The organism is Lamprobacter modestohalophilus, assembly GCF_016583905.1.
Taxonomy (GTDB): domain Bacteria; phylum Pseudomonadota; class Gammaproteobacteria; order Chromatiales; family Chromatiaceae; genus Lamprobacter; species Lamprobacter modestohalophilus.
The window spans coordinates 43467-63311 of record NZ_NRRY01000017.1 but is presented as its reverse complement, the minus strand read 5'-3'; the positions used below and the strand labels follow the sequence as shown (position 1 = coordinate 63311).

Sequence of the window (19845 nt, the reverse complement as noted above, 5' to 3'; positions counted from 1 at the left end):
GCGGAGTCAGGGCTTCCATCCCTGATTTTGTCAGGCCAAGATGGTCTGACTACAGATTCGGTGGCCGATGTGGGCGAAGAGATGGTCATGGCCCTAAGTGGTGAGTTTGGAGGAGGCTTGAGATGAGTAGCCGTGGTAAGACTTGGTGGGGGCAGCGTTTTATTGCTGCGTTGGAGCAGCAGATGGATGCTGGGCGTTTGCAGCGTGGGCGTTCTTATGCGAGTCCGCGGCGTATTCTGAGCTTTGAGATCAGTGCGAAGGGGGTTGTGAGCGCGACGGTGCGTGGGAATATCAATCCCTATTTTGGGGTGACCAAGGAGCCGCGTTATCAGGTTGCGATTCAGCTCGATCCGATTCCGGCGAAGGCGCGTAAGACTTTGATCGCGCAGCTTGGCGGGCGTGCCGATCTGGTCAGTCATCTGTTGATGAATGAGATGCCTGAAGGGATCGATGCGGCCTTTGCTGAATCTGGGTTCGGGCTGCTACCGCGCACAGAGAAAGACTTCAAGCGCACCGACTGCTCTTGTCCGGATTGGGCGAATCCCTGTAAGCACATCGCGGGCGTCTATTATCGGCTGGCCGAGCAGCTCGATCATGATCCGCTGCTGCTGTTCGAGCTGCGTGGCTTGGCGCGCAACGAGCTGCGTACCGAGCTTGCGAAGACCCCGTTTGGGCAGGCGCTTGCGCCTTTGATGACGGAGGATGACCAGGCGCCATTGGAGCCGGTGACGTCGTTATATCCGCCGCTGCGGCCTCTGGCTGACGAGGTGACGAGCGCGGCGAGCGCCTGGCCGCAGCAGGCCCTCGATCCGCAGGGCTTTTGGCGTGGGCGCGTTCCATTGCCCACCGAGCCTGAGGCTGCAATCGCACCGGGGCATGATCGCGTCTCTGCGGTGCTGGTGAAGAAGGGTGGCGACTTTCCGCCCTTCTGGGATCGGGATCAGTCCTTCATCGCGGTGATGGATGAGCTTTATCGACGTATGCAGAGCAAGAATCGTCGCTTGCTCTAAGCAGCCGTCCATTTGCCAGCCAAGCGGATGGATCACAAGTATGAAGCTCAACTTCAAAGTCGACCCCAGACGCTAGCCATTCCCGATCGCTGACCACGCAAGATTGCTCGTGAACGCCAAGCTGTTGTTGACCCCTGTGATGGGCGCGAAGGCTAGCAGTCTGCTGCTGCTGCTCGGCTTGCTTGGTGGGCTTTGGCTCGGGCCTGTGTCCGAGCTTGCGGCGATGGATTTGGCCGAAGGCTGGGAGTACCGCTGGGGGGATTCGCCGTTCAATGCCGAGGGTGTGCCGGTCTGGACCCTAGATCAGTCGTCCGCAGCCTGGTCCGCGATCGGATTTCCGTCCAATCCGCCAGGCCGCAATGGCCAGACCAATCTGTGGGTTCGCACCACCCTCCCTGAAGGTGACTGGCGTGACCCGGTGCTATATCTCTTCAGTGTCGATCTGATCGTCGAGATCTATCTGGATGGGCGCAAGCTCTATCAGTACGGTCGTTTCGATGATGCGGGGCGAGGGCGGTTTGAGGGCTGGCCCTGGCACATGGTGTCGCTGCCGCAGGACAGTGCGGGGGAGCTGATCTACTTTCGCATCTTTTCCGATTACAAGGACATCGGACTCTGGGGCGAGGTCCAGGTGTTGGAGCGGATCGACCTGCTGCGCAGGCTGGTGAGTGGCTCTATCGGACGTTTGATTGCAAGCGGTTTGACGCTGCTCATTGGCTTGCTGTCGCTGCTCTTTGCGCTCGTGCAACCGGAGCGCGGCGTGTTCGCGTCGTTGGCGCTGTTTGCGCTCGCCTCAGGGAGTACGGTGCTCAGCGGCGCTCAGGCCAATCTGTTGCTGTTCGATGCGCCGCTGTTCTGGGATTATCTCGGCGCCGCCGGCTACTTCCTGCTCCCCGTCGCCATGGCGATGCTACTGCAGCAGTGGCTGCGGCCGGCCTTTCAGCGGCTGCTTGGGCTGATCTGGATGCTCAACCTGGCCTATCTGTTCGCAGCCCTTTCGCTCTCATGGGTTGGCGTCGTCTCCTTGGCTGAGACCTATCCGGTGTTCGATCTGCTGTTCCTGGTCAGCCTCTTGGTGATGTTGCTGCCGGCCCTGCGCTTTTTTCGTCGTGGCACGCGCGATCAGCACCTCATCCTCGCCGCCTATGCGCTCTTGAGTCTGCTGCTCCTGTTGGACATGGCGGTTGCGCACAATGTGCTGCCTTGGGGGCAGGTTCCGCTCGGCTGGGGCTCGCTTGGCTTCGCCTTGGCCGTGGTGGTCGTCTCGCTGACCCATTACGCGCGGATGCAGCATGCGCTGCGGCTGCTGAATGCCTCCCTCGAGCAGCAGGTGCAGGCGCGTACCCTGGAATTGGAGCAGCTGGCCTTACAAGATTCACTGACTGGGCTGAAGAATCGCCGTTTCCTCGATGAAACCCTGCCCCGAGAGCTGGCGTTGGCCAAGCGTCAGCAGTCGTCGTTATCGGTATTGATCTGCGATATCGACCACTTCAAGCGTTTCAACGATCGTCACGGTCATGCCGCGGGCGATGCCGTCTTGCAGCGTGTGGCCAGTCATCTGCATAGGGTGTTTCGTCACACCGATCTGGCTTGTCGCTATGGCGGTGAAGAGTTTGTCGTCGTCATGCCCGGCGCTGGGATGGACGATGCCCGTCGTTGCGCCGAGACATTACGGCAGTTGGTGAAGACGGATCAGATCGACTACGACGGTCAGCGTCTCGAGCCAGTGACGCTCTCGGTGGGCATTGCGAGTTGGCTGGACGTCGAGCGCGATGCGGACGAGCTGCTGCAACGCGCTGACCGTGCACTCTATCGAGCCAAGGCGAATGGGCGGGATCGAGTCGAGTGCTCAGACTGACCCGCCGCTGCACTGGATTCACTGTTGCGATCCTGGCGCTCGGATTCAGAGCCATCCGCCTGGACGCGGTTGCGCCTGCTCAGGTCGGTCGCGCCGATACAGCGCCATCTGGCTGGCGCCGCCATAAACCGGATGCACGCCGCCGATGTCGCGGCAGCGGAGCCCGTAGCCGTGCCGTTGCGCAACACCACGCGCCCAGCGCTGGAACCGCGGGCGGTCCCATTCAAAGCGATGATCGGGATGGCGAAAGCGGTTCGGAGGCACCTCGAGCAGCGGGTTGTACTCGGCATTCGGGGTGGTGATGATCACCGTTTGCGGGCGCATCCGGGCAAAGATTGCTTGCTCCACTTGGGCCAGATCCCGAGGGTCGATGTGCTCGATGGTCTCGATCAGGAGGACGCAGTCGAAGCCGAGGAGGCCCGCATCGGGTTTGCACAGCGAACCGTGCCGCAGTTCGATGCTGTGATCGAGTGGATGGTGGTTGCTACCAGGCGTCTTGCCTGGCTCGGTGGCGATCGCATCGAGCCGCAGTCGCACCTGTTCCAGGCTGCGGGCATCGAGATCGAGTCCTAGGAGTCGCTCGAGCCCGGGCTCCTGCGCGAGTCGCACCAGCAGATCCCCGTCGCCACAGCCAAGATCGAGCAGGCTACGGGCGCCGCTTGCTCGCACGGCGTCGATGACTGCCTCGAGGCGCTCTTCATGCAGTGCTGTGGTGGCTTCGTGATTCCAGTGCATCAAAGTCGACGATAAGGTTCAGTGAAGGTTCACTATGACCTTCGAGGCTAGAATGTTGTCAACAGGATGTTGTCAACAGGATGCACAGCAGATGGCGCCCGCCTTGCTCGGATCCCAGGTATCTTGAGGCTGGACCGAGAGACTTGCCGAAGCGACTGTTAGCCAAGACACGCATCCTTTACCGAGGCGCGGATCAGTGATGAAGCACTTTACCAACATCCTCTATGTCTTGGATCAGGAGGCCGAGCAGCCTTGCGGTCTGGAGCGTGCCGTCGCGTTAGCGCGAGGCAATCAGGCCCGGCTCAAGGTGGTCTCGGTGATCGAGTCGCTACCGGCTGGAACACCATTGGAAGGCCTGGATCTGACGACTGATGACCTGCAAGCGGCGAGCCTTGCTGAGAGTCAGCAGCGCCTAAGTGCGCTGGTCGAGCCACTGCGAGGGAGGGTCGCGATCGAGACCAAGGTGCTGACCGGAAAACTGTTTGTCGAGGTGATTCGGGAGGTGTTGCGGCACGACCACGACCTGGTCATGAAATGCGTTGGCGATAAGCCGCCGATGGCCGCGTTGTTCGGCAGCGAGGACCTGCATCTGCTGCGCAAATGTCCCTGCCCGCTCTGGCTGGGCCGACCGCAGGATGACTTGAATTACCGCCGTGTGCTGGCGGCGGTAGATGTGGAGCCGCTTGCGTCGAACAAGGAGCAAGCGCAGCAGCAGGCGCTGAATGCTACCATCCTGGATCTCGCGGCCACGCTTGCGACCTCGGAATTTGCCGAATTGCACGTCGCGCACGTCTGGGCCGCGCTCGGCGAGCCGATCTTGCGCGGCGGCATGATCGTGACACCGGCCGAGACCAAGATCACTGCCTACATCGAGGCCGAGCGCCGCAGTCATAGCCAGGCGCTGGAACAGGCATTGGCGGATCTCGAGTCCCGGCTCGGCGCCGAGGCCTTGCGCTGGCTGAAACCGATACGGCATCTGCGCAAAGGCTCTCCGCGCGAGGAGCTGCCGGCGCTCGCGAAGCGTATTGAAGCCGACATCCTGGTGCTGGGGACGCTGGGACGCACGGGTATTTCCGGGCTGTTGATCGGCAATACCGCTGAGGCAGTGCTGCAGCGGATCGACTGCGCGGTGTTGGCGGTGAAGCCCGCGGGCTTCATCTGCCCAGTCGTTGCCTAAGGCGATTGCTGTCAAAGCGCAGCCCGCCTTGCGGGTCTTTTCGCTCGCTACGCGCTGTTCCGGTCATCGCCTAGCGCCCTTCAGCGGTGCGTTTGCGCTGGATGTCGATGATGTTGTCAGCGGCGAAATCCACTGCATCGCGGAACGGGTAGAGGATGATCGGCGCCCCGGCACGCCAGAGCTGGGCGCCACGGGCCTCATCGCGCGCAACTACGGCGATCTCGCCGTTGAAGCGGCGCTCCGCCAAGGCCTGTAACAGCATCCGATTCGAGTCGATATCCGGCAGGGTGCTGATCACCCATTGCAAGCCATCCAACGGCAAGGTGTCGAGAAACGCCGGGTCGTGGCCATCGCCAAAGCAGACCGGGAGTGGGTCTTGAGCAAGGCTACGCACCAGATCAGGGTCACAATCAACCCCCAGCACGCGCAGATCTGCGGCACGCAAGCGCCTCGCCAAGCGTAGCCCATAGCGGCCGAGACCAAGCACTAATACCTGAGGGCGCAGATCCGCGGACACCTGCGCTTCCGCCGCGATCTCGCGGAAGGGCGTGCGGCGCTCGAAGACGCCGAGCAGCGGCGCCAGCAACCGATACAACGGCTGGGAATACAGGATCATATAGGTTGACAGGGTGATGGTGACGATACCGACCAGGGTCGTCACGCCAAGCGCCTCGACGCCGATGTGGCCAAGCCCAATGCCCATGGCGATGAAGACGATCGAGAACTCGCTGATCTGGGCGACGGTCAGTCCGGCCAGGAAGCCGGTGCGCTTGCGGTAGCCCATCACGCCCATGATGGCCATGACGATCAGCGGATTGCCGATGAGCACGAAGAGCGAGAGCAGGATCGCCGGCAAGACCTCGGCGCCGAGGGTTGAGAAATCGAGCTCGGCGCCCAGGTCGACGAAGAAAAACAGCAGCAGGAAATCACGGATGCCACTCAGGCGCGCGCTGATCGCCTCGCGGTAGACGGTGGAGGCGAGCGAGAATCCGGCCAGGAAGGCCCCGGCCTCTTTAGAAAAACCAACCCATTCGCCGAGTGCGGCCAGCCCGGTGCCCCAGGCGATGGCAAAGATCAACAGCAGTTCCTGCGAGCGCGCCATGCTGCGCAGCAGGGGCGGGATCAGATAACGCATGAGCAGGAACATCAGCAGGGCCGCGCCGAGGATGCGACCCAGTAGCGAGACGGCGATCTCCCAGGCTGGCGCGTCGCCGCCAGTGCCGAGCGCGCTCATCGCCATCATCGCCACCACCACGGCGATGTCCTGCACGATCAGGAAGCCGATGGCGATGCGCCCGTGCAAGGCATCGAGCTCGCCCTTGTCCGAGAGCAGCTTGACGATGATGATGGTGCTCGAGAAGGTCAGGGCGACGGCGATATAGAGCGCTTCGACCACGCCTTTGCCAAGCGCCAGGATGAGCAGGAAGCCGAAGACGATGGTGAAGGCGAGCTGGCCTAGGCCGGTGGCCAGCGCAACCTTGCCGATGTCGCGCACGCGCGTGAGATCGAGCTTGAGCCCGACCACGAACAGCAGCACCGAGACGCCGATCTGCGCCAGTACGCTGACCTGATCGTGCGATTTCACCAGCTCGAACCCGGCCGGACCGACCGCGATACCGACGATGATGTAGGCGATCAGCACTGGCTGGCGCAGTCGCACCGCGAGCGCGCCCGCCGCCGCCGCGAGGACCAGCAGCAGCGCCAGCTCGGTGAATGGATCGAGGATTGGTAGGCTAATCGGCATGAATTCACCCATCATCAGAACCAATTCATACACTAGCACGAGCAGCGATCCGGGCCTGATCGTTTAGGTTCTGACACCGCCACAGCCAAGCCTCGGTTACACTAGCGGGTTTTGCGACGCGCCAACCACGGCAGCTAGAGATCATGTCCCAGCTGGAAGAACAGCTCCACCGCCGGCGTACCTTTGCGATCATCTCGCATCCAGATGCCGGTAAGACCACCTTAACCGAGAAACTGCTGCTATTCGGCGGCGCCATCCAGCTCGCGGGTACCGTCAAGGGCCGCAAGGCGGCGCGCCATGCGACCTCCGACTGGATGGAGCTGGAGAAGCAGCGCGGCATCTCGGTCACCTCCTCGGTGATGCAGTTTCCTTACCATGAGTCGATCGTCAACCTGCTCGATACCCCGGGCCATGGCGACTTCTCCGAGGATACCTATCGCACCCTGACCGCGGTCGACTCGGCCCTGATGGTGATCGATGTCGCCAAGGGCGTCGAGGAGCGGACCATCAAGCTGATGGATGTCTGCCGGCTGCGCAGCACACCGATCCTGACCTTCGTCAACAAGCTCGACCGCGAGGGGCGGGATGCGATTGAGGTCTTGGATGAGATCGAGAACGTGCTGCAGATCCGCTGCGCGCCGGTGACCTGGCCGATCGGCATGGGCAAACGCTTCAAGGGCGTTTACGACCTGCGCCATGATCGCACCCATCTATTCAGTGCGACACACGGCGGTCACATCCAATCCGGCGAGGTGATCGAGGGGCTGAACAACCCGCGCATGGACGAACTGCTTGGCGACCAGGCCGATGAGCTGCGCGAGGAACTGGAGCTGGTGCAAGGCGCGAGCCATCCTCTGGATCTGGATGACTACCTGGCCGGTCAGCAGACGCCGGTGTTCTTCGGCTCGGCGATCAACAACTTCGGTGTCAAGGAGCTGCTCGATGCCTTCGTCGAGTACGCGCCGCCGCCATTGGCGCGGACGACCCGTGAGCGGCCGGTCGAGCCGAGCGAGCCGAAATTCTCAGGCTTCGTCTTCAAGATCCAGGCCAACATGGACCCGGCGCATCGCGACCGCGTCGCCTTCCTGCGTGTCTGCTCGGGTAGCTACAAGAAGGGCATGAAGATGCGCCATGTGCGCATCGGCAAGTCGGTGCAGGTGGCCAATGCCATCACCTTCCAGGCCGACGAGCGGCGGCAGGTCGAGGAGGCCTGGCCGGGCGACATCATCGGCCTGCACAACCATGGCACCATCCAGATCGGGGATACCTTCACCGAGGGCGAAGACCTCAAGTACGAGGGTGTGCCCTATTTCGCCCCCGAGCTGTTCCGGCGCGTGGTGCTCAAAGACCCACTGAAGACCAAGGCCTTGCAGAAGGGCGTACTACAGCTGTGTGAGGAGGGCGCGACCCAGGTCTTTCGGCCGCTGAAGAACAACGACATCATCCTCGGCGCGGTCGGTGTGCTGCAGTTCGAGGTGGCCGCCTATCGGCTCAAGGGCGAATACGGGGTCGAGGCGGTGGTTGAGGCGGTCAGCGTGAATACCGCCCGCTGGGTCGAGTGCGATGACCCGAAGATGCTTGCGCGCTTCCAGGAGAAGGCCTACGAGAACCTGGCCTTGGATGGCGACGATCAGCTGGTGTACCTGGCACCGACGCGGGTCAATCTCGACCTGACCCAGGAGCGTTGGCCGGAGATCCGCTTCCTCGCCACGCGTGAGCTTTGAGGTTTGAGGTTTGCCAAGGGCGTTAAACGATTTCCGATAAACCTCATACCCTCGTCCTAAAGACTGAGAACCACGGATGGACACGGATGGAAACAGATCCTTGCTGTTGCTATCCATCAAGCCTGACTGAGGTGCAATGATGACCGAGCATGACCAGGGGGCCCAGGCGGGGTTACGGGTGCTTGCGCCGGGTCTGCTGGGTCCGGTGCCGCTGTTGCCTGAGCAAGTCCCAGCAACACCGGTGCTCGACCTGCTGCTCAAGCGCGGTCGGTCGCCGCATGCTAAGGCCCAGGTCGAGCCAACTGGCTTGACACAGCGTTTGTTGCAGCTGTTCGGTGCGGCGTCGAGTGCGCCCTATGCGCGCGCCGCGGATGCCCCGAGCTGGGATCGACAGGGCGTGGTGCTGCAGGCCGATCCAGTTCATCTGCGCCCGGATCGCGATCAGCTGCGGTTGTTTGATGCTCGCCATCTTGGCATCAGCCAGGCGGAAGCCGATGCGCTGGTCCAGGAGGTCAACGCGCATCTTGTCGACGATGGACTGCGGCTGGTGGCGCCGGTGGCCTCGCGCTGGTACCTGGAGCTGGCCGAGTCGCCGCAGATCGAGACGCATCCGCTCGAGACTGTGATCGGGCGCCACATCGATGGCTTCTTGCCGACTGGCCCGGACGCGCGCCGTTGGGCTGCGCTGATGACCGAGCTGCAGATGCTGCTGTTCCAGTCGCCGGTCAACCAGGCGCGGCAGGAGCGTGGGCGACCGGCGGTGAATGCGCTCTGGATCTCGGGCGCTGGGCACTGGCAGCCGCTGGCGTTGGAGCCGAATCGCTCGCGATGCTGGTCGCGACTCTGCACTGATCATGCCTTGGCGCGGGGCTTGGCGGCGGCCGCCGGGCTCGAGGTCTTGTCAGCCGCGGCGCCCGTCGATCAGCCTGGCACCTTGATGGTTGCCGATGAGATGTCAGACGGCATGCTCGACGCCGATGCCGAGCTCTGGACGGTGGCTGCGGCGCGTTTGGAGACCCGCTTGGAGGGCGCATTCGCCGCCTTGCGCGCGGGCCAGCTCGCTGCCATCGAGCTCGATCTCTGCGATGGTCGCCGTTGGCAGTTGACCCGGGGTGGGCTCCGCCAGTTCTGGCGTCGTGGCCCTTCGCTGTCGCAGCGTGTTGCCTCTCAGTCCGTTGTTCAATAAGGGTTTTCCTGATCTATCCTGACCTTGCCACCTGGTCTTCTCTGATCTATGTTTAAGGTGTAGGAGGCAGCAAGTAGGAGGACTAGCAAGTAGGAGGACTAGCATGAGCACGAAAGAGAAATCACTGAAGAAAGAGACTGGGAGAAAACAGGCGCAAACGCTGCAAGTACGGGAGAATCGTTGGCTCGACGATATGGATCGCGCCTTCGATCGCATGATGAACCGAGGTGTGCTGCAGCCGTTTCGGAGCCTGTGGCCGGATTGGGCACCGTTCCAGCCTGATCTTGATATCCGTGTTCCGCGTGTGGACATGGTGGATCGGGATGACGAACTGCTCATCCGTGCGGAGGTACCGGGTATCGATAAGGAGCATCTACACCTTGACTTGGCCGGCGATCTGCTGACCATTCATGGTGAGCGCCAGCATGAGGAGACTCAGGAAGGTGATCATCTCTACCGTTCCGAGATCGTTCACGGTGCCTTCAGTCGTAGCATCCGGCTGCCGACAGGCCTCAACACCGAGGCAGTTGATGCGAGCTTCAAGAACGGAATCCTCGAAGTGCATCTGCCGAAGCGAGAGGAGACGAAGCGGCAGAAGATCGAGGTCAAGTGAGAGGTCAATTGAGCCGCAAAGCGATCGCCAGTGGGCTGGCCGTAACCTGAGCTGATGCGACCGGAGCATCGCAGCAGCGGACGGTTGCTGGCGGTTTGCTCGCGGTTTCATGGCCTAAGCCCGGCAGTTCGGCCGGGCTTCGTTTATCTGCTTTTTCTTGATCTTAGCGCCGGCGCCAGAGCAGGGTGCGGTTGTTCACTGGCATGGCGATATCGGCCTCGAGTGCGAGACCGGCAGCAGCGGCAAAGCGCTCGAGATCGCGCAGGTCGCGGACACCACTGAGGGAGTCGCGCAGGCGCAGTGAGCGATCAAAGAGGGCATTGCTCTCGCTGTTGTGCTGGCCATCGACGCTAAAGGGTCCGTAGAGCAGGAACAGGCCCTCGCTTGGTAGCAGTGCGCCGACGCCGGTAAACATCCGCTCAACCTGCGCCAATGACATGATATGGGCGGTATTGGCGCTATAGATCGCGTCATAGTCAGTGCCGCTGAACGCGTCGATCCAGTCGGCATCGACGTCGAGTTCCAGCGGGGCAGGCAGGTTTGGCAGTCCTGCCTCCTCGATCCACAGCCTGATCCCGGGCAGGTGGTAGGCCACATCGGTGCATTGCCAGCGCAACTGCGGCAAGGCAGCGGCGAAGTGGACGCCGTGCTGGCCGGTGCCGCTGCCAATCTCGAGCACCGAGCGCGCCGAGGTGAGCCTTGGCGCAATGACCTCAAGGATCGGCTGTTTGTTCTCCTCGCTGGAAGGAGAAAAGGGTTTGTCCATCATGCCTGAGGCCGCTCGCTCGGTTTGCCGGCGGGCCAAGATCATCGTTGCCGCCGTTGTGTCGGTGATTTAAGGCTCGAGGGTGGCTTTCGCAACTGGCATCCTGAGTCGGCGCTGATGCCGGGGGCGCGGATCAGCTATGATGCGCGTCTGCTGGCCGTTCACGGATTCTAGCCCGATAGACCGCATTGCCCCCTGATTAACCGCATTGCCCCCTGATAAACCTCCGTGACCTCCGTGATGAGACATCGATGCGTGGAACGCTCCTGAGCCCTGTGCTGATCAGCGTCGCGCTGCTTGCGGGCTGCGCCGCTGGTGGCTTGCGCGATGCTGGCAGCGATGCGCTCGAGGCGCCGGGCGAGATGCGCGCAGGCCGTGCGACTGTCTTGGAGGACGGGGCGAGTGTATCGGGTGGCAGACTTGACTCGGGCTCGGTCGGCAGTGCCGCGGCCTCAGTCACCTTCGAGACGAGCGGCCCTGAGCGCCAGCAAGGATCTGGCGAGCCGCCGATCTTCCCGAACGCAGGCCTCCTATTCGATAACGATGTGTTCGATCAGGGCGTGCTTTACGCAATGGCCTATCTTCCCTCATCGAGCAATGTCGAGACTGAGCGCGCCAACAGCCTCGCAGAGCTCTATGCGGATGCGCGCCCCGGCTACGATCTCTACACCTTTGTCCTCGGTGGCCCGGTTGGGCCGCAGCCGGGTACCGAAGCGGCGGCCTACGATGAGCTGCTGCGCGTGATCGAGACCTATGTGCTAGGAGACCCTGCTGAGTCGGGCGCGGCGCGCGGGCAGCATGGCTTCTTGGTCCAGGTCGATCCTTTGCTCGATGGTCAGTTCGATGCTGGACTATCTTCTGATGCGGGGTCAGAGGCTGAACAGGCTTCCGACGCTGGATCATCTGCTGCCTCGCTGGCGGAGCGGGCGCTGCCCGGGCTCTCATTGCAGATGCAGGTGGCGCTGGCTCGGCAACTGCGCGTGTTTGGTCATGTCGAGTTGGCGGACAGGCTCGAGTCTTCGAGCGGCCCGTTCCTGGTCTCCAGCCTGCGACCGGCGTTGATCCCGATGTCAGCGCAGGTGCCGCTGCTGATCGTCGACCTCCACAGGCTTGGGCCTGAATACATGTACTCGCTGATCGACGCTTATGACCGACCCATCCCCGGCGAGCTGCGTGGTCGCCCGGAGAGCCTGTCGGCGATTGGACGCCGGGTGCAGGGCATGTTTCCCAATCGGCGCCTCGATACTGGTGCTGCGCCGCCGCCTTCGGGAACCTGGATTTGGCTGATCGGTGAGCCCGGCCGGAGCCTTGCGTCGGCGGCTGCGACTTTTTGAGGAGGTGTGATCTTGGGCGGACGACTGAGCGGTTTACTTCGATTCATGATCGGCATTCTGCTGCTGCAGTCAGCCACGGCATTGCTGACCTATACGGCACTGATGACCGATCTCGAGCAGACGGTCTATCTCTTTGCCGGCGTCGCCGCGTTGCTGGGCTTCTTGGTGGCGCTCTGGTTCGATTCCGTGGTTGGCACCGTGCGCGAGCAGACCCTAGCGCAACAGAATAAGCGACATGTCCGCGAGCGCGAGAAGCTGCGCATGCAGGCCGAGCGCGAGAAGGTCAAGCTGGCGGCGCGCAAGAGCAAGGATTCGGGTGGTGCTAAGTTGCGCACCGGGGTTGCGGTGGGTGGCGTGGTCGGGGTCGGAGTGGCGATGATGTTCGCCCAGTTCCTGACGCTTGGGCTGCTCACGATCGCCACCGCCGGTGGTGCAGCGGCCGGTTATGGCCTCCGCGTTCGCCAAGAGAAGCGCCTGCGCATCCAGAGTGCAACCCTGAACAACGAGCGGTTGATCGCGTCCTCTGCCGAAGAGCTCCCAGCGCTTGAGGCGCAGACGTCGGGGGTGGTCCGGCGGCGGAAGAAGCCCAAGAACGCGACCGACTGACTAGTCAGGGCAGCAGCTCAAGGACCGGCAGGGCCTGGGTTGGTGCCACGGAACGGGCTGCCTACTCATGAGGATAGGAATCCGGTGACTGCCCATGCTTGCGGATCAAAGATCAGGCACGTTCTCGCGCAGTTCTTGAAGCCAGATCTTTGCTTCGGCATCGCTAGGAGCGCGCCAGTCGCCACGCGGCGAGAGTGAGCCGCCGGAGCCGACCTTGGGGCCGTTCGGCATGCAACTGCGCTTGAACTGGCTGATCTGGAAGAAGCGAAACAGAAACACCTCGAGCCAGCGCTTGATCTCGGCGAGGTCGTATTGGTGGCGGCGTGCCTCGGGCAGGTTCCCGGGCCAAAGGCCTCGGGTCTTGTCGTGCCAGGCGTGCCAGGCTAGAAAGGCGACCTTGCTTGGTCGCAGTCCGTAGCGGCTGATCCAGTAGGTATTGAAGTCCTGCAGCTCGTAGGGGCCGATCTTGGCCTCAGTGCTCTGTAGGCCGCTGGCTGTTGATACTCCGGTTGCCGTCTTCGCATCGGTCGTTGCCGCATGCGCATCAGCGCTTGCCGTCTTTGCATCGGTACTGTCCCAGTTGGCATCCGCCGGCACCAACTCGGGCGAGATCTCGGTATCGAGGATCGCTTGCAGCAGGGCGTTGGTGTGGGCGTCGAACTGGTCGCTGGCGATGACCCAGCGGATCAGGTACTGGATCAGGGTCTTGGGCACCGATGCATTGACGTTGTAATGCGACATCTGGTCGCCGACGCCGTAGGTCGACCAGCCGAGTGCGATCTCGGAGAGGTCACCGGTGCCGAGCACTAAGGCGTTGTGATGGTTGGCGAGTCGAAACAGGTGCGAGGTCCGCTCGCCGGCCTGGACGTTCTCGAAGGTGACGTCATAGACCGGCTCGCCGTCGGCGAAGGGATGGCGTAGATCCGCGAGCATCTGCCGACAGGACGGCCGGATGTCGATCTCCTCAGCGCTAGTGCCCAAGGCCTGCATCAGCGCTAGGGCGTTTGCGCGGGTCTCACGGCTGGTCGCAAAGCCGGGCAGGGTGTAGGCGAGGATATTGCCGCGAGGCAGCCCAAGCCGGTCCATGGTGCGCGCGGCAACCAACAGCGCTTGAGTTGAATCCAGCCCGCCCGAGACGCCGATCACGATCCGGTTGATCCCGGTGGCGCGCAGGCGCTGGGCGAGACCATGGACCTGAATGTTGTAGGCCTCGTAGCACTGCGCGTCGCGCTCGGCGCTCTCGGCCGGCACATAGGGAAAGCGAGCGATTGCGCGCCGCAGGCCGAGATCACCGCTTGGCAGCTCGGGGCTGAAGCGCACCCGGCGCATTGATTGCAGGCGCTCGCGCTCGGCGCGGATGCTGTCGCTAAAACTGGTCGCGCGCAGGCGCTCTTGTTGCAACCGCTCCAGATCGATGTCGGCGCTGATCATCTGCTCGGTGTTCGGGAAGCGCTCGGACTCGGCTAGCAGCCGATCCTGCTCGAAGATCAGGGCATGGCCGTCCCAGGCCAGATCGGTGGTCGACTCACCCGGGCCTGCGGCGGAGTAGAGATAGGCGGCGATGCACTTGCCAGATTGAGCGGCGCAGAGGTCATTGCGATAGCTCGCCTTGCCGATGGTGATGTTGCTCGCGGACAGATTCAGCAGGACCGTGGCGCCGGCCATGGCGGCATAGGTGCTGGGTGGGATTGGCGCCCAGAGGTCTTCGCAGAGCTCCATGTGGAGGACCAGGCCGGGCAGGCTGCTGGCCTCGAACAGCAGGTCGGTCCCAATCGGGACGGCTTGGCCGAGCAACGCCATCTCAGGCCTGAGCAGCGCATCGGCGGCGGCAAACTGGCGCTTCTCATAGAACTCACGATAGCTCGGTAGATAAGACTTGGGTGTGACCCCGAGGATGCGACCGGCATGGATGGCGACCGCGCAATTGAACAGGCGCCCATCGATGCGCAACGGCAGCCCCACCGCGATCAGTGGTCGCAGCACGCGGCTGGCCTCAACCACTTGCGCGAGCGCCGCAAGGGCGGCATCGAGCAGGGTTTGCTGATGGAAGAGGTCGTCGTTGCTGTAAGCAGTGAGGCCTAGCTCTGGAAACAGGGCGATGAGCGCACCGGCGTCATGGGCGCGACGGGCGAGCCTGATGGTCGCCTCTGCATTGGCCGGCGGGTTGCTGATCCGCACCTCGGGCACGCAGACGGCGGCCCTGGCCAGGCCTTGCTGATAGAGGTTGAAGAAATCGCTCAATGCGTTATGTTCCTAGCGAGCAGTCTGAAGATCGGTCTCCAATCAGCTTAAAGATGAACCGACCGGGTGCGGCCTCCGCATCATGTCAATCTGATGGTGCCATATCGCGTAGACGACACAAGAAAAACAGATCTCGCGCAGAGACGCAAAGGCGCAGAGAAGAAGAGAAGGACAAGAGAAGCGCACCGGGAACATCGAGCAAGCCCTTTCTTCCTTTGCGCCTCTGCGCCTCTGCGCCTCTGCGCGAGCCTCTTCTTGCTACGTCACAACATCACGCGACATCATGTCGAGGCCGCACCCAACGGACCTCTCTACCGCAATAGGCTCGCAGAATGATCCATCGCACGCTGACCTTCATCCTCTCGACACTGTTGATCGGGCTCCTCACCGCCTGCGCGAGCCAACCTCAGGCTGTGGACACCGCCAGCGATCACAGCGGCCCGACGCTCTATGGCCAGCTCGGTGTCTCCATCGACCACGCCTCGGTCAAGTAGCATCCGCACGCGCTGCAACGGTAGTGGCGTCTCACCGGCTCACGCCGGCGCACCCGAGCAACTCCGCCACACCAGGCGCTCAAAGCCGAGCGCGACCACGGCATGGGTGTGCAGACGTAAGCGCTCACCATAGGCCTGCTCCAGACCCTGGCGATGACGGTCCAGCTGGGCCTCAGCCGCATCCAGGCAGGCGGCAACCTTGGGCTGGGCCATGAGCGCCTCGCGCGACTGCGCGCGCAGGGTCTCGGCGGTGTCGCCGAGGTCCTGCAGGCTCAGGTATTTGAACTCGAACAGGTGATCGAACAGCGCAAAGCGGCGCATCTCCTCGCGCACGATCAGCGAGAGATCGGCATGGCCGCGCTCGATCGCGGTCTCCGAATCCATGACGTAGAAGATGTCGGCGAACAGGGCGATGAGAAAGACCGTCTTGACGGTCAGCTCATTCGACCAACGATAGTCCCGGTTATCGAAGACGCGCAGGTGGTTGGCTTCCAGTACCTCAACCAAAGGGGCGAGCTCGCCGCTGCTGTAAAAGCCTTCGGCAGCGGCGCGCAGGTGCTCTCGCTCGGGGTAGTTGGGAAAGCGTTGGTCGCGGAACTTCTCAACGTAGAGTTTCCGAATCACCAAGTTGGGGATGCTCAGCATCAGACGTCCCATCGCGTCCTGGTCCCTGAGCGTCAGCGCGCCGAGAAAATACAGCAGCGAGCCGAGATAAGGCGCATCCCTGGGCGCACGGCGCAGGTCTTCAACACCAAAGCGGTGCGCTAGGCTGGCGATGACCGGCGGGTGCTCGGGATCCAGCGCGGCGCCGATGAGCTCCTCCCCATGCGGCTGGCGGGCGACGAAGTCGATGCGGTTGCGGTCCATGGCCAGGTTGCTATCGAGCATCTCGCGCGGTGGCGCGCCGGTGGTGGCTAGGGCCTTGAAGAAGTACAGCGCCAGGGTGGGATTATAGAGACCAGGGCCGGGCTCGTAGCCGAATCGGTAGCCGTTGTACCAGACCCGCATGGTCTGGAGCATGCGCGCCGACCAATCCCGGTCGCGTTGCTGCTCGGCGGCGAGCTGGCCGAGCACGGCCGCAATCTCGGCTTCGCTGAAGCCGCATAAATCGACGAAGCGCGCATCCAAGCTGATGTTTTCTGAGACGTTGTAGCCGCTGGAGATGTCGGCCAGCACCACTGGCGAGACACCGGTGATGAAGACCCGATCGATGCCTTGGCCAGACGCCAGGGATTTGACCGCCTTGAAGAGCGTCTTGAGCAGGCCTTCGCCGGAGACCAGGGCGTCGTAATCGGCGCGGCGCCCGTGCATCAGTTCGTTGGCGAAGTTGTCGTACTCGTCGATCAGCAGGTAGAGATCATGGCCGCTCGCACGCGCGGCACTGATGGTGGATTCGAGCGCGACCACCCCGTTTTCGGGTTGCAGCGTCAGCGGCCAGGCGCCCAGTTGATCCCGATAACGCGCGAAAAAGGCGCGCGCTCGGCTGTTGAGATGATCATGCAGTGCCTGGCGAATCTCAGCCAGATTGCCGCTGGCATCGACCATGGAGAAGTCCCAGCGCAGCACGAAGTAGTGGTTGCGCCGGGCGGTGGGGTTCTGGCCGATGGCAAGCGGCCCAAATAGCTCGTCGAATTCCTCGGCCCGGGCGAGGTCGTAATAGTTCTCCAGCGTGGTCAGCCAGGCGGTCTTACCGAAACGGCGCGGGCGCAGAAACAGCAGCTGCTTGCCCGCTTCTTCCAGCGTGCGGATGCGGTCGGTGCGATCGGCGTAGTAGTAGCCTTCGCAGCGAATGGCGTGGAAATCAGCGGTGCCGTAGGGGAATTTCATGGTGCTTATCTGAGCAGCGAGGCCTGCGGTGAGTATAGAAGCAGCCGAGCGACATCACATCTGTGCATAGGGCGCGGGGTTTCTTGCTCAGGCGGCAGCCGCTCGCTGAAGTCATTGGCCAGGCCGGGAACGGTCCCAGCCGCGCTCCAGCCGTCGATGCCACGGGTGAGTTGATCGTCTTCGAGAGCGCCGCCGATAACCTGGTCTCAGGCGACAGCAACGGGGTGAGCGACATCTTCCTGCATGACATCGCCTTCAGACACACACAACGCCTGACCGAGGCCGAGTACGCCTCAGCCCATCCCGGCATCGATGCCAGTGGTGGCGATGTGGTCTTCGACCAGCAAGCCCCCTCCGGGCTGCGCTCGGTGCAGACCCGAAACCTGCTCGATGCCAGCGACCATCGCACCCTGAGCTTGGCGGAGACCCCTACAGGCGCGGCGCTGGATAACCACCATCCAGTTATCAGTGCCGATGGGCGCTTTGTGGCCTATTTAGAGGAGACGGTGTCCGAGAAGGCGCAGAGCTGCCAGGTGCATGTCTTTGACCGCAGCACCGAGGTCTACCATCGTCAGGCCTGTCCTGAAGCGCTCGCCACTGCTAGCGATTCAGTGCGCCCGAGGTTCTCGCCCGAGGCGGATACCCTGTTCTGGTCCCTGCCCGGACAGGCCGAGCCGATCGTGCTAGATAATCCACTCGCGGCAGGCCACCTACGTTAACCGTTAACCCGCTACCGCCGGCGCACCCGAGCAACTCCGCCACAGCAGGCGCTCAAAGCCGAGCGCGACCACGGCATGGGTGTGGAGCCGCAGGCGCTCACCATAGGCCTGCTCCAGACCCTGGCGATGACGGGCCAGCTGGGCCTCGGCCGCATCCAGGCAGGCGGCCACCTTGGGCTGGGTTATGAGCGCCTCGCGCGACTGCGCGCGCAGGGTCTCGGCGGTGTCGCCGAGGTCCTGCAGGCTCAGGTATTTGAACTCGAACAGGTGATCGAGCAGCGCAAAGCGGCGCATCTCCTCGCGCACGATCAGCGAGAGATCGGCATGGCCGCGCTCGATGGCGGTCTCCGAATCCATGACGTAGAAAATGTCGGCGAACAGGGCGATGAGAAAGACGGTCTTGACCGTCAGCTCATTTGACCAACGATAGTCCCGGTTATCGAAGACGCGCAGGTGGTTGGCTTCCAGTACCTCAACCAAAGGGGCGAGTTTTCCCTCCGCGTACAGGGCCTTGGCGGCCTGAGTGAGGCTTTCGCGCTCGGGATAGTTGGGGAACAGCTGATCACGGAATTTCTCGACATAGAGCTTGCGGATGACCAGGTTTGGAATACCCAGCACCAGTTCACCGAATGGGGTCTGGTCCCTGAGCGTCAGTGCGCCGAGAAAATACAGCAGCGAGCCGAGATAAGGCGCATCCCTGGGCGCACGGCGCAGGTCTTCAACACCAAAGCGGTGCGCCAGGCTGGCGATGACCGGCGGGTGCTCGGGATCAAGCGCGGCGCCGATGAGTTCCTCCCCATGCGGCTGGCGGGCGACGAAGTCGATGCGGTTGCGATCCATGGCCAGGTTGCTATCGAGCATCTCGCGCGGTGGCGCGCCGGTGGTGGCCAAGGCCTCGAAAAAGTACAGCGCCAGGGTCGGGTTATAGAGACCCGGACCGGGCTCGTAGCCGAAGCGGTAGCCGTTGTACCAGATCCGCATGGTCTCGAGCATGCGCGCGGACCAGGCGGGATTGCGCTGTTGCTCGACGCCGAGCTGGTTCAGCACAGCGGCGATTTCGCCCTCGCTGAAGCCGCACAGGTCGACAAACCGGGCGTCGAGACTCAGATCCTTGGAGACGTTGTAGCCGCTGGAGATGTCGGCCAGCACCACCGGCGAGACACCGGTGATGAAGACCCGATCGATGCCTTGGCCCGAAGCCAGGGATTTGACCGCCTTGAAGAGCGTCTTGAGCAGGCCTTCGCCGGAGACTAAGGCGTCGTAATCGGCGCGGCGCCCGTGCATCAGTTCGTTGGCGAAGTTGTCGTACTCGTCGATCAGCAGGTAGAGATCATGGCCGCTCGCACGCGCCGCACTGATGGTGGATTCGAGCGCGACCACCCCGTTTTCGGGTTGCAGCGTCAGCGGCCAGTCGCCCAGTTGATTCCGATAACGCGCGAAAAAGGCGCGCGCTCGGCTGTTGAGATGATCATGCAGTGCCTGGCGAATCTCGGCCAGGTTGCCGCTGGCATCGACCATGGAGAAGTCCCAGCGCAGCACGAAGTAGTGGTTGCGCCGCGCGGTGGGGTTCTGACCGATGGCAAGCGGCCCAAACAGCTCGTCGAATTCCGCGGCCCGGGCGAGGTCGTAGTAGTTCTCCAGCGTGGTCAGCCAGGCGGTCTTACCGAAACGGCGCGGGCGCAGAAACAGCAGCTGTTTGCCCGCGTCTTCCAGCGTGCGGATGCGGTCGGTGCGATCGGCGTAGTAGTAGCCTTCGCAGCGAATGGCATGGAAATCAGCGGTGCCGTAGGGGAATTTCATGGTGAATAACC

At 62.8% G+C, this 19845-nt stretch carries 16 protein-coding genes; 10 read left to right on the top strand and 6 right to left on the bottom strand.

From position 1 onward, the window contains the following. Positions 1–122 precede the first annotated feature (122 nt). Entirely contained in the window at positions 123–1010 is an 888-nt protein-coding gene (locus tag CKO42_RS11720) for an SWIM zinc finger family protein (protein WP_200244051.1), read from the top strand. Positions 1011–1119: 109 nt separating this feature from the next. Beyond that, positions 1120–2868: a GGDEF domain-containing protein gene (locus CKO42_RS11715; protein WP_338034905.1), complete on the top strand. Its 1749-nt coding sequence runs from the start codon at positions 1120–1122 to the stop codon at positions 2866–2868. A gap of 45 nt (positions 2869–2913) precedes the next feature. Here CKO42_RS11715 and CKO42_RS11710 read toward each other — a convergent pair whose 3' ends face one another. Continuing rightward, on the bottom strand, positions 2914–3603 hold the full coding sequence (locus tag CKO42_RS11710) for a methyltransferase domain-containing protein (RefSeq protein WP_200244050.1): 690 nt from the start codon (positions 3601–3603) through the stop codon (positions 2914–2916). 199 nt (positions 3604–3802) lie between these two features. Here CKO42_RS11710 and CKO42_RS11705 point away from each other — a divergent pair, with 199 nt between their 5' ends. Beyond that, on the top strand, positions 3803–4780 hold the full coding sequence (locus tag CKO42_RS11705; protein ID WP_200244047.1) for a universal stress protein: 978 nt from the start codon (positions 3803–3805) through the stop codon (positions 4778–4780). Between the two features lie 70 nt (positions 4781–4850). Here the strand turns inward: CKO42_RS11705 and CKO42_RS11700 are convergent, their stop codons facing one another. After that, on the bottom strand, positions 4851–6524 hold the full coding sequence (locus tag CKO42_RS11700) for a cation:proton antiporter (protein ID WP_207148718.1): 1674 nt from the start codon (positions 6522–6524) through the stop codon (positions 4851–4853). Positions 6525–6667: 143 nt separating this feature from the next. Between CKO42_RS11700 and CKO42_RS11695 the strand changes: the two genes are divergently transcribed. From CKO42_RS11695 to CKO42_RS11685, 3 genes are all read left to right on the top strand, one after another. Next, entirely contained in the window at positions 6668–8248 is a 1581-nt protein-coding gene (locus CKO42_RS11695; protein WP_200244040.1) for a peptide chain release factor 3, read from the top strand. Between the two features lie 139 nt (positions 8249–8387). Next, a complete protein-coding gene (locus tag CKO42_RS11690; protein WP_200244038.1) occupies positions 8388–9434 on the top strand; it encodes a hypothetical protein in 1047 nt (348 codons plus the stop codon). A gap of 103 nt (positions 9435–9537) precedes the next feature. Continuing rightward, positions 9538–10047 carry an Hsp20/alpha crystallin family protein gene (locus tag CKO42_RS11685; protein WP_200244037.1) on the top strand — a complete coding sequence of 170 codons (510 nt, stop codon included), beginning with the start codon at positions 9538–9540 and terminating at the stop codon, positions 10045–10047. A 163-nt stretch (positions 10048–10210) separates the two neighbouring features. Here the strand turns inward: CKO42_RS11685 and CKO42_RS11680 are convergent, their stop codons facing one another. Further along, entirely contained in the window at positions 10211–10858 is a 648-nt protein-coding gene (locus CKO42_RS11680) for a DUF938 domain-containing protein (RefSeq protein ID WP_242479319.1), read from the bottom strand. A gap of 206 nt (positions 10859–11064) precedes the next feature. Here CKO42_RS11680 and CKO42_RS11675 point away from each other — a divergent pair, with 206 nt between their 5' ends. Both CKO42_RS11675 and CKO42_RS11670 read left to right on the top strand, forming a co-directional pair. Then, positions 11065–12147: a hypothetical protein gene (locus CKO42_RS11675; RefSeq protein ID WP_200244036.1), complete on the top strand. Its 1083-nt coding sequence runs from the start codon at positions 11065–11067 to the stop codon at positions 12145–12147. A gap of 6 nt (positions 12148–12153) precedes the next feature. After that, a complete protein-coding gene (locus CKO42_RS11670) occupies positions 12154–12753 on the top strand; it encodes a hypothetical protein (RefSeq protein WP_338034904.1) in 600 nt (199 codons plus the stop codon). Positions 12754–12858: 105 nt separating this feature from the next. Here the strand turns inward: CKO42_RS11670 and CKO42_RS11665 are convergent, their stop codons facing one another. Then, complete coding sequence (locus tag CKO42_RS11665; RefSeq protein ID WP_200244035.1) at positions 12859–14994, bottom strand: NAD(+) synthase; 2136 nt, start codon at positions 14992–14994, stop codon at positions 12859–12861. Between the two features lie 332 nt (positions 14995–15326). On the opposite strand from CKO42_RS11665, the gene CKO42_RS11660 reads away from it, so the two are divergent. Further along, complete coding sequence (locus CKO42_RS11660) at positions 15327–15488, top strand: hypothetical protein (RefSeq protein ID WP_200244032.1); 162 nt, start codon at positions 15327–15329, stop codon at positions 15486–15488. Positions 15489–15527: 39 nt separating this feature from the next. Here CKO42_RS11660 and CKO42_RS11655 read toward each other — a convergent pair whose 3' ends face one another. Next, complete coding sequence (locus CKO42_RS11655) at positions 15528–17315, bottom strand: AAA family ATPase (protein ID WP_200244031.1); 1788 nt, start codon at positions 17313–17315, stop codon at positions 15528–15530. A gap of 83 nt (positions 17316–17398) precedes the next feature. Here CKO42_RS11655 and CKO42_RS11650 point away from each other — a divergent pair, with 83 nt between their 5' ends. After that, positions 17399–18034: a TolB family protein gene (locus CKO42_RS11650; protein ID WP_200244029.1), complete on the top strand. Its 636-nt coding sequence runs from the start codon at positions 17399–17401 to the stop codon at positions 18032–18034. 3 nt (positions 18035–18037) lie between these two features. Here CKO42_RS11650 and CKO42_RS11645 read toward each other — a convergent pair whose 3' ends face one another. Continuing rightward, a complete protein-coding gene (locus CKO42_RS11645; RefSeq protein ID WP_200244028.1) occupies positions 18038–19834 on the bottom strand; it encodes an AAA family ATPase in 1797 nt (598 codons plus the stop codon). Positions 19835–19845 lie beyond the last annotated feature (11 nt).

Bases quoted from the DNA above. Each gene is read 5' to 3' on its own strand.
- CKO42_RS11720 (WP_200244051.1), top strand. From the start codon at position 123: ATGAGTAGCCGTGGTAAGACTTGGTGGGGGCAGCGTTTTATTGCTGCG.
- CKO42_RS11710 (WP_200244050.1), bottom strand. From the start codon at position 3,603: ATGCACTGGAATCACGAAGCCACCACAGCACTGCATGAAGAGCGCCTC.
- CKO42_RS11705 (WP_200244047.1), top strand. From the start codon at position 3,803: ATGAAGCACTTTACCAACATCCTCTATGTCTTGGATCAGGAGGCCGAG.
- CKO42_RS11700 (WP_207148718.1), bottom strand. From the start codon at position 6,524: ATGCCGATTAGCCTACCAATCCTCGATCCATTCACCGAGCTGGCGCTG.
- CKO42_RS11695 (WP_200244040.1), top strand. From the start codon at position 6,668: ATGTCCCAGCTGGAAGAACAGCTCCACCGCCGGCGTACCTTTGCGATC.
- CKO42_RS11690 (WP_200244038.1), top strand. From the start codon at position 8,388: ATGACCGAGCATGACCAGGGGGCCCAGGCGGGGTTACGGGTGCTTGCG.
- CKO42_RS11685 (WP_200244037.1), top strand. From the start codon at position 9,538: ATGAGCACGAAAGAGAAATCACTGAAGAAAGAGACTGGGAGAAAACAG.
- CKO42_RS11680 (WP_242479319.1), bottom strand. From the start codon at position 10,858: ATGATCTTGGCCCGCCGGCAAACCGAGCGAGCGGCCTCAGGCATGATG.
- CKO42_RS11675 (WP_200244036.1), top strand. From the start codon at position 11,065: ATGCGTGGAACGCTCCTGAGCCCTGTGCTGATCAGCGTCGCGCTGCTT.
- CKO42_RS11660 (WP_200244032.1), top strand. From the start codon at position 15,327: ATGATCCATCGCACGCTGACCTTCATCCTCTCGACACTGTTGATCGGG.
- CKO42_RS11655 (WP_200244031.1), bottom strand. From the start codon at position 17,315: ATGAAATTCCCCTACGGCACCGCTGATTTCCACGCCATTCGCTGCGAA.
- CKO42_RS11645 (WP_200244028.1), bottom strand. From the start codon at position 19,834: ATGAAATTCCCCTACGGCACCGCTGATTTCCATGCCATTCGCTGCGAA.